This is a genomic window from Deltaproteobacteria bacterium (assembly GCA_021159305.1).
GTDB lineage: Bacteria > Campylobacterota_A > Desulfurellia > JAGGSF01 > JAGGSF01 > JAGGSF01.
In genome coordinates, this window is sequence record JAGGSB010000064.1 from 1 (window position 1) to 13822 (window position 13822).

The 13822-nt window shown below is 35.3% G+C and carries 13 protein-coding genes and 1 pseudogene; 11 read left to right on the forward strand and 3 right to left on the reverse strand.

What is annotated here, in order from left to right:
• The first annotated feature begins 127 nt into the window (after positions 1 to 127).
• The 6 genes from ubiE to mqnC all read left to right on the forward strand — a co-directional run bounded on the left by ubiE (position 128) and on the right by mqnC (position 6019).
• On the forward strand, positions 128 to 799 hold the full coding sequence (gene ubiE, locus J7J10_03980) for a bifunctional demethylmenaquinone methyltransferase/2-methoxy-6-polyprenyl-1,4-benzoquinol methylase UbiE (GenBank protein MCD6130088.1): 672 nt from the start codon (positions 128 to 130) through the stop codon (positions 797 to 799).
• Positions 800 to 926: 127 nt separating this feature from the next.
• Complete coding sequence (locus tag J7J10_03985; protein MCD6130089.1) at positions 927 to 1325, forward strand: type II toxin-antitoxin system PemK/MazF family toxin; 399 nt, start codon at positions 927 to 929, stop codon at positions 1323 to 1325.
• Positions 1326 to 1403: 78 nt separating this feature from the next.
• The gene (gene prfB, locus J7J10_03990; GenBank protein ID MCD6130090.1) at positions 1404 to 2435 is read left to right on the forward strand and encodes a peptide chain release factor 2; all 1032 of its coding nucleotides are present in this window, start codon (positions 1404 to 1406) and stop codon (positions 2433 to 2435) included.
• A complete protein-coding gene (gene lysS / locus J7J10_03995; protein MCD6130091.1) occupies positions 2425 to 3885 on the forward strand; it encodes a lysine--tRNA ligase in 1461 nt (486 codons plus the stop codon). The genes prfB and lysS overlap by 11 nt, the downstream gene beginning before the upstream one ends.
• On the forward strand, positions 3886 to 4968 hold the full coding sequence (mqnE, locus tag J7J10_04000) for an aminofutalosine synthase MqnE (GenBank protein MCD6130092.1): 1083 nt from the start codon (positions 3886 to 3888) through the stop codon (positions 4966 to 4968). It begins immediately after the preceding gene.
• Positions 4955 to 6019, forward strand: coding sequence for a dehypoxanthine futalosine cyclase (gene mqnC, locus J7J10_04005; GenBank protein ID MCD6130093.1), 1065 nt, complete (start codon positions 4955 to 4957; stop codon positions 6017 to 6019). Before mqnE ends, mqnC begins: the two co-directional genes overlap by 14 nt.
• On the opposite strand, the gene J7J10_04010 is transcribed toward mqnC, so the two are convergent.
• Positions 6016 to 6825: an ABC transporter substrate-binding protein gene (locus J7J10_04010; GenBank protein MCD6130094.1), complete on the reverse strand. Its 810-nt coding sequence runs from the start codon at positions 6823 to 6825 to the stop codon at positions 6016 to 6018. The genes mqnC and J7J10_04010 overlap by 4 nt on opposite strands.
• 81 nt (positions 6826 to 6906) lie before the next feature.
• On the opposite strand from J7J10_04010, the gene J7J10_04015 reads away from it, so the two are divergent.
• From J7J10_04015 to J7J10_04035, 5 genes and pseudogenes are all read left to right on the forward strand, one after another.
• Entirely contained in the window at positions 6907 to 7725 is an 819-nt protein-coding gene (locus tag J7J10_04015) for an NUDIX hydrolase (GenBank protein MCD6130095.1), read from the forward strand.
• A 41-nt stretch (positions 7726 to 7766) separates the two neighbouring features.
• Positions 7767 to 9224, forward strand: a complete 1458-nt coding sequence (locus tag J7J10_04020) for an NAD(P)/FAD-dependent oxidoreductase (GenBank protein ID MCD6130096.1) — start codon at positions 7767 to 7769, stop codon at positions 9222 to 9224.
• Entirely contained in the window at positions 9221 to 10462 is a 1242-nt protein-coding gene (locus tag J7J10_04025) for an FAD-dependent oxidoreductase (GenBank protein MCD6130097.1), read from the forward strand. Before J7J10_04020 ends, J7J10_04025 begins: the two co-directional genes overlap by 4 nt.
• On the forward strand, positions 10459 to 10833 hold the full coding sequence (locus J7J10_04030) for a DUF1667 domain-containing protein (protein ID MCD6130098.1): 375 nt from the start codon (positions 10459 to 10461) through the stop codon (positions 10831 to 10833). The genes J7J10_04025 and J7J10_04030 overlap by 4 nt, the downstream gene beginning before the upstream one ends.
• 39 nt (positions 10834 to 10872) lie before the next feature.
• Positions 10873 to 11636 (forward strand): annotated as a pseudogene (locus tag J7J10_04035) (hypothetical protein).
• 400 nt (positions 11637 to 12036) lie between these two features.
• Here J7J10_04035 and J7J10_04040 read toward each other — a convergent pair.
• Positions 12037 to 12576, reverse strand: coding sequence for a plasmid pRiA4b ORF-3 family protein (locus J7J10_04040; protein MCD6130099.1), 540 nt, complete (start codon positions 12574 to 12576; stop codon positions 12037 to 12039).
• A 472-nt stretch (positions 12577 to 13048) separates the two neighbouring features.
• On the reverse strand, positions 13049 to 13696 hold the full coding sequence (locus J7J10_04045; GenBank protein MCD6130100.1) for a DUF3793 family protein: 648 nt from the start codon (positions 13694 to 13696) through the stop codon (positions 13049 to 13051).
• Between the last annotated feature and the right edge of the window lie 126 nt (positions 13697 to 13822).

The following is a 13822-nucleotide window of genomic DNA, read 5'->3' on the forward strand; positions in this document are numbered from 1 at the left end:
TAAGCCTGACGAACACCTTGTATTTGCAAGCTTAATTTCAGAGAGATTAAGCTTGACAGTATTAGGCAATGAATGTTAAAAATCTCAAGAGATGCGAGCTGACAAAAAAAGAAAAAAAGTGCAACATATGTTCTCTTCCATTGCATACAGATACGATTTGCTAAATCACCTTCTGAGCTTCAACATAGACAGGTTATGGAGAAAAAAAACGGCTCATCAAGTGAGAGGAAAACGCATTTTAGATTTAGCCGCTGGCACAGGGGATATGGCTATTGAAATAGCGAGAAGAGATAAGAATCTTCACATAATAGGATTGGATATTAGTGGAGAGATGCTGACTCTCGCTCAAAAAAAGGTAAGAGACGCTCAACTTGAAAATCAAATAGAATTTGTACAAGCTTCCATGGAATACTTGCCTTTTCGTTCATCTTTTTTTGATTCAGCCGTTATTGCTTTTGGATTAAGAAATGCCCAGGATCGGGTACGTGCATTGTTTGAAATGCTTAGGGTGTTGCGCAAGAAAGGCATGGCAATAATCTTAGAGTTTAGTCATCCTACAATTCCTATATTCAGAGATGTCTATTTTTACTATAGTCAATATATCTTGCCGCTTATCGGGAAAGCAATCTCAGGGCATAAAAACGCTTACTTATATTTACCTACTTCCATAACGGCTTTCCCGGACGGGGAGCATTTGAAACAAACAATGAAAGCAGTTGGGTTTGAGGATGTTTATTATAAATTGCTAACTTTTGGCATAGTTGCACTGCATACGGGCAAAAAAATCTATGGAGCGTGATTTATGGAAAAGCCTTATACTATTGTTATCGAATTTCATTTAGATGAAAGCACAACCATTCATTGGGCAACGGATATTTCCTCCTTCTCTTGTTTAGATTGCACAAGCATCAGATTTATTGACAATAGTGACACAGAATGGAGAAGCGCCACCTTCTCAAGGTTTATCGACGGCTATTCAAGGGATGATGGAATATACGATGGATTATACATTAGGTGATATTGTTATTGTAGCTTTCCCCTTCACAGATTTAAACAAAACGATAAGAAGACCAGCATTAATCATTGCAGATATAGGCGATGAAGATGTTCTTGTAGCCCGCATAACGGGTCAAAAACACGAAACAAAATTCGAAATGGAGCTAAAAAACTGGATGAAACAAGGTCTTCTCCTGCATTCTTACGCCCGATTATCAAAACTTGCCACATTAAAAAGAAGTGATATATTTAGAAAGATAGGCAGATTAACAGATAAAGAAATTCTCAATGTGAGAAAAAGATTAAAAATGCTGTTTGAAATCAGCTAATTTGCAAATCCACATTTATAAAAAGGGGTGATAGTATGTTTGCTACTGTAAAACAAAATCTTACTTATTTGAGAGGCTATCTTTGAGGAAGATAACAATAGGGAAAGATTGGCAGAAATAGAAAAAGCATTATCCGACAATAAAGATTGGAACGAAATCCAGGAATTAGAAAAAGAGAGAGCATCTATTCTCAGGAAATTGGAAATTATAGGAAAATGGCAAAAAGATATAAACAATTTAGAAGAGATGTATAAAATTTCCTGTGATGAAAAAGATGAATCCATAGTAAAAGAAATAGAAGATGAGTTGAAGAAGATAGAACAGGATATGGAGAAAAAATCAAAAGAATTTTTGTTAGGAGGAAGAGACGACAAAAGAAATGCCATAGTTACTATACACGCAGGCGCTGGAGGACTGGAAGCATGCGACTGGACAGGCATGCTTTTTAGAATGTATTCTATGTGGGCAGAAAAAAATGATTTTAAAACAGACATAGTGGACAAACTAATAGAAGAAGCAGGCTTCAAATATATCATATTCATAGTGAAAGGACTTTATGCCTACGGTTATTTAAAAGGTGAATGCGGCGTACACAGGTTGGTAAGAATTTCACCTTTTGATGCCTCCAAGAAAAGACATACCTCTTTTGCTTCTGTATCTGTTATTCCAGAGGTGGAAGATAATGTGAAAATCAACATAAAAGAAAGTGACTTGCGTATAGACACATTCAGAGCATCTGGCCATGGTGGACAACATGTAAACAAAACAGATTCTGCAATACGCATAACACACAATCCCACCGGCATTGTAGTTACCTGTCAGAACGAAAGGTCGCAATACAAAAATAAGAGTACCGCTATGCGTATACTGAAAGCCAAGTTGTATCAAAGAGAAATTGAGAAAAAAGAAGAGGAAAAAAAAGAGGTTTCCAAACAAAAAAAGAATATAGAATGGGGCAGTCAGATAAGATCCTATGTTTTGCAGCCCTACAAGATGGTTAAAGATCACAGAACAAAGTTAACAGTGACGAACACAAAGGTAGATGCTGTTCTAAACGGGGAAATAGAAAAATTCATTGAAGAAAACTTGAGGTATAAAGATGGAAAATAAATTTATCGAGCTGAGAATGCAGAAATTAAAAGAAGTTAAGGGTCATCCATTTTATAGTGATGGGTTTCACCCTCAACACTGTGCTAAAGATATTATAGAAAAATTTAAACCATCTGATGGCGATACCTTGCTTGAAGGAAAAAATAGAGTAAGTATTGCAGGAAGAATTATTAGCATAAGAAGTTTTGGCAAAATCTGTTTTATGCATATTCAGGATGCATCGGGGAAAATTCAAATCTATATACAAAAAGGAGCAATAGATAATGAAATTTTTGCTCTTATAAAAAAATTGGATATCGGCGATATTGTCGGCACAGAAGGCTACATTTTCAAGACAAGAACACAAGAGATAACGATATTTGTGGAGAAAATGCATCTGCTTACCAAATCGTTGAGACCGTTGCCAGAAAAATGGCACGGGCTGAAAGATAAAGAACTGCGTTACAGGGAACGATATGTAGATTTAATCGTCAATCAAGAGACAAGAGAAGTAGTAAAAACCAGAGCAAAGATATTGAGTCTGTTAAGAAGATTTATGGATGAAAAAGGATTCATAGAAGTAGAAACACCGATGATGCAAAACATAATTGGTGGAGCTTCTGCTCGTCCTTTTACAACTCATCACAATGCATTGAATATGAATCTTTATATGCGTATAGCACCAGAGCTTTTCTTAAAAAGATTGGTAGTAGGTGGTCTGGGAAATGTATATGAGTTGAACAGGAATTTCCGCAATGAAGGAATAGACATAAAACATAATCCGGAATTCACGATGTTAGAATTTTATGCAGCCTATCATAACTATGAACATTTAATGGATTTCACAGAGGAATTATTTGATTTTCTTTTAAAACAACTGAATTTAGATAAAAAAATAATCTATGGTGAACATACCATTGATTTTTCTAGTCCCTGGAAAAGAATAAAATTTTATGAAGCATTAAGAAACATAGGAAATGTTGACGAAGAAATAATAAAAGATAAAGAAAAAGCATACAAAATGGCACGAGATTTAGGAAAATCAGTGAGTAAAGAAATGGGCATAGGAAAAATATTGGAGCATATCTTCGATGCAACAGTAGAACCACAACTCATAAATCCCACATTTGTTATGGATTATCCTGTTGATATATCTCCTTTAGCGAAGAGGAATAAACAAGATCCCAATATCGTAGATAGATTTGAACTATATATAGGAAGCACAGAGATAGCTAACGCCTTTTCTGAATTAAACGACCCCATTGACCAAAAAGACAGGTTTCTAATGCAAGTCAAAGAAAAAGAGATGAAAAAAGAAGAAATAATGGACGAAGATTATATAAGAGCCTTAGAATATGGTCTTCCTCCCACTGCCGGTGAAGGCATTGGTGTAGACAGATTGGTAATGATTTTAACCAATCAACCTTCCATCAGAGATGTTATATTATTCCCATTATTGAAGGAAAAATAGTTGCAGTTTCAGGACAGAAAACTTTCTTTTCTATTTGAAAAGATAAAAAATAATGAAAATATCAACAAACAAGAAGCATTACACATTTTACATTCCCCTTTTCCCTTAGAAGTAGCATTTTTGGCAAGGTTTATAAAACTTAAAAAGTCTCAGAAAAAGGTATATTATGTGATCAACAAGCATATAAACTACACCAATATATGTATATCCCGGTGCAGGTTCTGTGCTTACAGTAAAGATGCAGGGGATGAAGGCAGTTATGTACTTAAGCATAAAGAAATCCTTGAAGATATTGCTTCAGCAGGAAAAAACTTAAAAGAGGTGCATATTGTAGGAGGACTACATCCCAATCTACCCTTTTCCTATTATACAGATATGCTTAAAAGCATTAAAAAGAATTTTTCCTATGTTCAAATAAAGGCTTTTACGGCGGTAGAAATCGCCCACTTTGCAAATCTCTATAATATGACATTTGAACAGATTTTGAAAAAGTTAAAAGCTGCAGGATTAGATAGTATGCCCGGAGGGGGTGCGGAGATCTTTTCAGAAAGGGTAAGAAAGATACTCTTTCCCAATAAGATTGGATACAAACAGTGGTCAGAGATACATAGAATTGCGCACAGAATGAATATTCCTACCAACGCCACTATATTATTTGGTCATATAGAAACAGAACAGGAAATCGTTGAACATCTGTTTAAATTGAGGGATTTACAGGTTGAAACAGGCGGTTTCCTGTGTTTTATCCCTCTACCTTTCCATCCCTGGAACACAATATTCGAAGGTAAAATAAAAAAGGCAACGGCATTAAAAGAACTAAAAATTATCGCTTTATCTCGTATAATACTAAACAACTTTCCACACATTAAAGCTTATTGGATAATGCTTTCTCCTCAAGTTTCCCAAATTGCTCTAAACTTTGGGGCAGATGATATGGACGGCACAATTCATAAGGAAAGGATAACTCATGCCGCCGGCGCAACATCTCCCTGGGGATTGGAGGAAGATACCATAAGAAATCTCATTAAAAAATCGGGTTTCATACCTATAGAAAGAGATGCCTTATACCATGAATATAGATGATATTTACAAAAAAATAGAAAAAGGAGAAAGAATAAATAAAGAAGAAGGAATGTTTTTGCTAAAAAAAGGGGACCTGCTGGTAATGGGAGAACTGGCTCACAATATAAGAATGAAAAAAAACGCTCCTCATATTGTCACCTTTATTATGGATACAAACCTGAACTATACCAATATCTGTCACTCAAAATGCTCATTCTGTGCATTCTTTAAAAACGAGAGAGACGGATATACATTGTCCGTTGACGAGTTGAAGAAAAAGGTTATGGAAGCAAGGCAAAATGGAGTAAACACTGTTTTGTTACAAGGTGGATTAAACGAAAGTCTTCCTTATTCCTACTATCTAAATTTAATAGGAACACTGGTTTCTATACCAGATATCCATATTCACGCCTTTTCACCGCCAGAGATTGATCTAATGAGCAGAAAAAGCGATAAATCCATTGAAAAGGTGCTGATAGACTTAAAGAAAAGAGGTCTTAATACAATACCAGGTGGCGGGGCAGAGATACTTTCGGAAAGAGTAAGAAAAATCATCAGTCCACATAAAATTTCCGCAGATAGATGGTTGGAAATATCAAGACAAGCACATCTTTTAGGATTTAAAACGACGGCTACTATGATGTTCGGGCACATAGAAAAAGAAGAAGACATAATAGAACATATGGATGGTTTGAGAAAATTGCAGGATGAAACAGATGGTTTTACCGCATTCATCATGTGGGATTTCAAGTTGGGGCCAACCCCTTTATCTAAAGAAGTTAAACGCCCCGCTACAGCCTGTGAATACTTAAGAATTCTTTCCTTCTCCCGTATTTATCTGGATAATTTTCCTCACATTCAGGCTTCTGCATCTCAAGGAAACGATGTAAGACAAACGGCATTATTTTTCGGAGCAGATGACTTTGGCAGCATGCTGTTGGAAGAAAATGTGATGAAAGCAGCAGGATTCAGCGATCATACCAGCACAGAACAGGTAGCTCATATTATAAAAGATGCAGGGTTTAAACCTGCACTAAGAACTACAGATTATAAAATTATTCGCTCTCTTTAAACGGTTTCTATAGATATACTTTTATCTATAAGCTCATTTTTGTATGCCTCATCCAGGAAAAACTGGCATGCTTTATGCCCGGTTGCGCCTAAATCTATTGTAAGATCATTTACATACATATCCACAAATTTTTCCACCTTATCTTCCTCCAAACCAGATGAAAACTTCATGGCATATCTCAAAGCTTCTTTTTTATGTCCAAATGCATAATCCAAACTACTTCTCATAGCGTATGAAATTTCACTCATTATCTTTCTATCCATTTTTCTCATTACGTTTACCCCCAATGGCAAGGGTAACCCGTATTTGTCATACCACCATTCGCCTAAATCGACAAACTTATTTAGACCCAACTCTTTATATGTAATCTGCCCTTCATGTATAACCAAACCCGCATCTGCCTCGTCCGATAGAACCTTTTCCATAATCTTATCAAATGGGCAGAAGACAAAACTTACATCTTTGTCTAAAAACATGCGTAAGGCAAGAAAGGCAGAGGTGAATTTTCCGGGAATGGCAATAGTTCTCATTTTAAAATTGTTTTTCTTTGCCACTATAATAGGGCCATATCCCATGCCCATACTTGCTCCCGAACGCATAATGACATAATCCTTGTTTATCAATGGATAAACCGCTAAAGAAATAGCAGATACATCCAAAACTCTTCTCAACGCCATTTCATTCAAAGTTTGAATATCGTCTAATATCTCTGTATATGCAAAATCTACCTTTATTTTACGCTGGCTTAAAGCATAGAACATAAATGCATCGTCTGCATCAGGGCTGTGTCCAATAGAAATAAGCATGGAATTCCTCCCTATTCTTTTATTAGATGAAATTTATAGCATATTTTACAGATGTTTTCCATATGTGCTAAAATATATATTATGCGAAAGGAAACCTATAATACAAGGAGAAAACGCCTTCAAGAAACCTTGATTGAATGGGGTATACCCAAAAAGATACTCAAAAAGGTTATCAATCCGCCTCACAAACTTGGTGATTTGGAAAAGATAATCAAAGCTACTGAAAAAAGGAAACCTTCAAATCCTGCTGAATATTTCCTGAAAGGTGTTAATTATTATAGAGAAAAGAATGGACAGTTACCCTTATATCACTCTATAACAACAAATAAAAAGGAGTTGATAAAAATGGAAGCCATAGAGAAAAAGATAGTATATGAAGGAAAATATTTGAAAATGGTAAACAAATATTTTAAGACAGGTCAAGGAAAACAACATGTTTGGGAAACAGTAGAAAGAAAGAATATATATGGTGAAGGAGCGGTAGTAATTGTTGCTTTAACAAAAAACAGAGAGATAATATTGGAGAAAAATTGGAGAGTTCCTCTGGAATCTTTCATTATCCAATTTCCCGCTGGTCTCACCGACAAAAAAGGTGAAACCAAAGAGGAAGCCGCCAAAAGGGAACTTTTAGAAGAAACAGGCTACAGGGCAGAAAAACTCATTCCCATTATCTCCGTGCCATTATGCCCGGCTTTAACTGCCACTAAAGCTACTTATTTTTTTGCACCAGTTGTAGAGTTTGCAGGAAAACAAAAGACAGAAAACACAGAAAAGATTAAAGTTTTGAAAATCCCAACTGAAAAGATAGATGATTTTTTATTAAATCTTCCCCAGGATACAGAAGTGGACATCAGGGTCTTAGGTATGCTCTGGGTTCTAGAAAGAAAAAAGCTGATCTAACTCAACTTGATTTAAAAAACTGGTAAATATACAATAGTGTTGTGTGTAAAAACCCTTACGATGCAATAATTATTGGAGCGGGCGTCGTCGGCTGCGCCTGCGGGCGAGAATTATCCAAATATAAGTTAAAAGTAGGGGTCTTAGAAAAAAATACAGATGTTTCGGAAGGCATCAGTAAAGGCAATAGCGGCGTTGTTCATGCAGGATTTTATGTACCTTATGGAACTTTAAAGGCTAAAACAAATGTTGAAGGTTCTTTTCTAATTCCAAAACTTGCAGCTGAACTCAACTTTCCCTATAAAAAAATCGGTAAGCTGGTAATATCCAACGATAAATACGGCCTGAAAGAGTTAAAAAGGTTGAAAGAAAACGGTGATAAAAACGGATGTATTGGATTGGAAATTATCACAGAAAAACAAATCTCACATATTGAGCCAAAGGTTAAAGCTAAATATGCCTTATTCTCAAAGGAAACAGGAATAATCTCTCCTTATCTATTTACCATTGCCTTGGCGGAAAATGCTCTAAAAAACGGTGTAGAGTTTTTCTTAAATCATGAAGTAATAAAGATATGGAAAGATAAGGAATTTTTTGTTCAGACCAAAAAAAACACCTTCCATTCGAGATGGCTCATCAATGCGGCAGGACTTTTTTCAGACAAAATATCATGCCTTGCCGGTGATAAGAGCTACAAAATTTTTCCCTGTAGAGGAGAATATTTAGTTACAGACAAAGATAATGAGAAGATCATAAATAGGATGATTTACCCTATTCCACCAAAAGATGGTGCCAGCTTAGGCGTTCATATTACTCCTACCACCGATGGTAACATTCTCATTGGACCTTCTGCTGAATTTATAGATGACTATGGACTGGAAAATACCAAACAATTTTTAGATGGAATGAAAGAAAATGCCTTTAAAATGGTTCCTGAATTGAAAAGACTTTCCATCATTCGCACCTATTCTGGCATAAGACCAAAATTGATTCGCACCAAAACAAAAAGAGATTTTAGAGATTTTGTAATAGAAGAGAGTAAAACTGTTCCCAAACTCATAAATATAATCGGTATTGAATCACCGGGGTTAGCCGCCGCTCCTGCCATTGCAAACTTAGTGTTGAATATAATTGGAAATAAAGAAAATTTAAATAAAAATGAACAATTTGATGCCTACAATCCCGAAAAGCCTAATTTTCAATCTTTGTCCGTTGAAGAAAAGAAAGAGTTGATAAAAAAGAATCCTGATTTTGGTGAAATCATTTGCAGATGTGAGACCATTACTAAAGGTGAACTCTTAAATGCAATTAACAATCCATTGGAAATAAAAACAATGGATGGAATTAAAAGAAGATGCAGAGCAGGAATGGGCAGATGTCAGGGTGGTTTTTGCATGCCGAGAATAATCAAAATTTTAAGAAAAGAATACGGAATTAAAGAAAAGGAGATCTTAAAAAATGAAAATAACTCAAATCTCTTTTTTGGAAAGATAAAAGAGTGAAATACGATAGATTTGTAGATTTAGTTGTAATCGGGGGAGGGCCGGCAGGACTTTCTGCCGCTATCTCTGCGAAAGAGAATGGAATAGATAACATTTTACTATTAGAAAGAGAACCTTGTTTAGGTGGAATACTAAACCAATGTATTCATGATGGATTTGGATTGCACCTGTTTAAAGAAAACTTAACCGGTCCAGAATATGCACAAAAACAAATAGATGAATTGAAAGCCTTAAATATTTCCTATTTAACGGATGCAATGGTAATAAATTTGACAAAATCTAAAGAATTAGAATTCATTCACAGAACAGGACATAAATTGATTAAAGCAAAAGCAGTTATTCTGGCGATGGGTTGTAGAGAAAGAACAAGATTTAATATTCAAATTTCAGGAACAAGACCAGCAGGCATATACACCGCAGGGACTGCACAAAACCTGGTAAATTTACAGAATCTGAAGATAGGAAATGATGATATAGTAATTTTGGGTTCAGGAGATATAGGGTTGATAATGGCAAGAAGATTAACCCTGGAGGGAATGAATATCGTAGGGGTTTATGAGATTATGCCCTATCCTGCAGGCTTGGAAAGAAATATACAACAATGTTTGAATGATTATAATATTCCTCTGTTTCTGTCTTCCACCGTTACAGAAATTTTTGGTAAAGAGAGAATTGAGGGTGTCAACATAGGAAAAGTGGATAAAGATTTAAAACCTATAGCAAATACGGAAAAATTTGTAAAATGTGATACGTTACTATTATCTGTAGGTTTAATCCCTGAAAATGAGCTTTCTAAGAAAGCAGGGGTAAAGATAAGCGATCTTACCGGTGGAGCAGTTGTAAATTCCGAATTGCAGACAAATATAGAGGGAATTTTTTCCTGTGGAAATGTTTTGCAAATTCACGACCTCGCAGATTATGCCAGTTCAGAGGCAAAAAGAGCAGGATACTTTGCAGCGAGATATATAAAATCCAAACAAAAAAGATATAACAGATATAAAATAAATTTTTGTGAGAAAATCAAATATGCATTGCCAAGTTATATCGTAGAAAATAAAGAACCGATTATTGTCTCATTTCGCATCAAAAAACCTGCCAAAAATGTTGTTTTAATTATCAAGGACAGAGAAAATAATATATTGGTAAAAAAGAAATTTATTAGATTACTCCCTTCGGAGTTGATTCAGATTAAATTAGAAACAGAGATTAAGTCCGATATCTATCTGGAAATAGAATGAAAAAGAAGATTGTTTGCACTTTATGTCCCATAGGATGTGAGTTAGAGGTTGAAATACAAAAAGGCAGGGTGTTTTCGGTTGGAGGTAACCTCTGTGAAAGAGGTATTAAATATGCAAAAGACGAAATAGAAAACCCCACTCGCTGTATTTCCACCTCCATTCCCGTTCAGGGTGGCAAAAGATATGAAACAGTTTCTGTAAAGACAAGTAGTGTCATACCAAAGAATAAAATCTTTGATGTAATGAATAAAATTAAAAAAATTCAACTGAAAGCACCGATAAAATTGGGGGATATTATTATCAAAAATGTTTTGCACCTGAATGTAGATATTGTGGCAACAAGAAATATAGAAAAGGACAAATCCAAATAAACATGAGGCAATTCGGATTACGTGTTAGATATTAACTAAATGTCTCTGAAGTGTATTCTTATTAGATACTATTTTTTGTCTCCGAAACACTTTAACATTTTTACCAATGCCGGTAGTTTTATTCCCGGGAGTGTGGAATCGGTTATAGAACAGGATGCTCCCCAGAAATATTACCGTAATCAATTTTTGATAACAGCAATGGTTAATTTGAATATGATAGATACAATAGGAGGCGGTATCAAAAAAATGTTCCTTCTGCAAAGAAACAGATTTTTTCCACTACCTACGTATAAATTGGATAATCCTGATGAGGTGTCAGTAAAGATTATTGGAAAGGTAATTGATGAGAATTATACGAAACTGCTTATGGAAAATACAGATTTGGATATTAAAACTATTATATCTCTTGATAAGGTACAAAAGAAAGAAAAATTGGATAGGAAAGAGTATAAAAAATTAAAAAACAAAGGTTGGTAGAAAGACGTTATCCCTCAATATTTGTTGTTTCTAAGGTAGCAGCGATAACCGGAGATAAAGCACGCTATATCAAACATCGTGCCTTTGATAAAGAATATTATAAAAAAATGGTTGTTGAATTAATAAAAAAGTTTGGTTCAGCGAATAGGAAGGAGATAGACGATTTGCTATGGAGCAAATTATCCGATATGCTGACAGAGAAGCAAAAGAAAGGGAAAATACATAATTTACTTTACGAGATGGCTCATATCGATAAGTTAATTGAAAATATTGGCACGTATAAAAAACCTAAATGGGTATTAAGTAATTTAGCAGTAATTTATTAGAAGATTATTAGTATTGCATTTGTAACACTAACAGTATCAGGGTGTTGTGGAATGCTATCCCCACATTAGAAAAGGATAGGTAACGATGCTAATAAAAGGGGGGAACGGACATCTTTTTATAAATAGATGATAGAGGAAGTATTTTGCAAGAAATAATGAATAACGGGACCAGGCACTGAAAGCTGAAAAAAGAATAGCAAAGCCAATCTTTAAATCTTGAAGATGACTGGTAAAATAGACAACTGTATTTTCTTGAAAAGATAAAGTATATGGGTTGTCTGAAGAAGAATAAAAATTATGGAAAATAGCAATGGATAAATTTCCAAACTTATCAACCTTGAAGTGATCGAATTGGAAGGCAAGGGAAGCTGAGCCATAATTTCCCCATCCGATTTGACCATTATCTGAACTTTACCTTTTTTAGTATTGCGTTTATGACATCTATGTCAAATCCCTCCGTGTCAAAATTGTCTCCAAGCCAACATGTTTTTTCTTCATATTCTTCATGTTCTGGATCCATAATTATTTCTAACAAATCTTCATATCCACCAGTCCCGCCGCAATCTTCCGGAGGACAGCCCCTTTCGCCTTTAATACATACAGGATGTTTCATTCTTTGGTCAACAGAGAGAATTTTTTTCAGTTTTATCTCATGTTCCCAACTATCTCCAAAATCGTAAAGATAGCGAATTTTATCCCCTTCTTTCTCAAAATATTCATTCAGCTTTTTTCTTTTGGCATTCAGGCACTTAAAGAAAGGTGCAGTAGGGTCAGGAATACTTATAAGTATGTTTTTGTCTATATAAAAACCAAAGAGATGATAGCCACCCCATCCCATGACGATTTGAAGCACCTGGTGTAATTTGTAGAAAGTAATGTTGGCTGGCACCAGAAACCTTCTCCATATTAGAGGTCTGATATCTTTTAAAGTTACTTCCAATTGATAAACTAATTGTTCTATAATTCTTCCCTCAATTATTCTGGATTTCTATCCAGTAATTTTGCCACATTTTTAATCTTTTTCATACTGTTTTTATGCCTATTGTGGTAATCTTTGCCGCTATTGTCAATTCATTTTCAATAGATAATTTCAGCCTCGGGATTGTTAGGATTACTACAGATTAAGATATTTTTAGCTTCTGGATTACTATGATAAAGACCCCGTGTAGTACTTCCCCCTATATTCCCCCTGTGTAATATTCCACGATTGAATTTCTTCGTTAGGATATTACACGGGGGGGAAAGGAAGGGGGGTCGTTAGGATATTACACAGGGTGAATTCAGAAGAAATCCAGTGGCAATCCTGAGGCTAAAATTCTTTTCTTTTGACTTTTCGCTCCATCGGAAAATTCTAATTTGTCAATTAGGAAAGATTAATCACTTTATTTACAATGACTGGTTGGCAACAGGCCTCAATCTTGAATTTTAGATGATAAAAGACAAGATAACCAGCACTCCCGATTGATTATCCTAACTGGATCCCCTCCCATAAAAAGCCTTTTTTTTATCATTCTTTTACCTTGCTTATATCTCCACTCAACCTTAAGGGACTCTTCGGCTTTACCATACATTTTCCACATAGAAGTTTTCACATAAGAGAGAGTTTTTAATCCCATAAACGCCTCAACATCCTTTAGTGGAATACCTAAAAATACCCCCATCTCGTGAGGAAATAAGTTTGAATTATATCTCTTTTTAAGATGAAGTAATATATTTTCAATACCTTGATCGGTTTCGTATCCAAGAGCACTAAAAAATTTCCTTGTCCTTTCAACCTTAAAAAGCTCACACAACACTCGTCTTAAATAGAAAAAAAGAACTACACTATGACTATCCTTTTTAAATTCACAATAAGAAATACGACTGCCGTTGAAAAGAACACCGCCAAATTCATTCCAGAGATCAAAGACTCTGTTTCTTCCTTTCTTTAGATTTATAATTGTAGCCGGCTTCACTCCTGCAACTGTAGCAGCAATACAATTCACAATATGCCAGGCTAAATATCTTATCTCTCTCTCATCTTGAACAGTAGATAACAGCCCAACTGTCCTTGCATCCATAACTCAAAATTTTAAGAATGCGGGGTAGGCTGAGGAAAACCCACCCCGCTCAAAAAGTTAAAGCGATTTTGCAATCTTTGCTCCCCAGGCTTCTGCATCCCCCATTGCGGGCTCAACATCCCCATC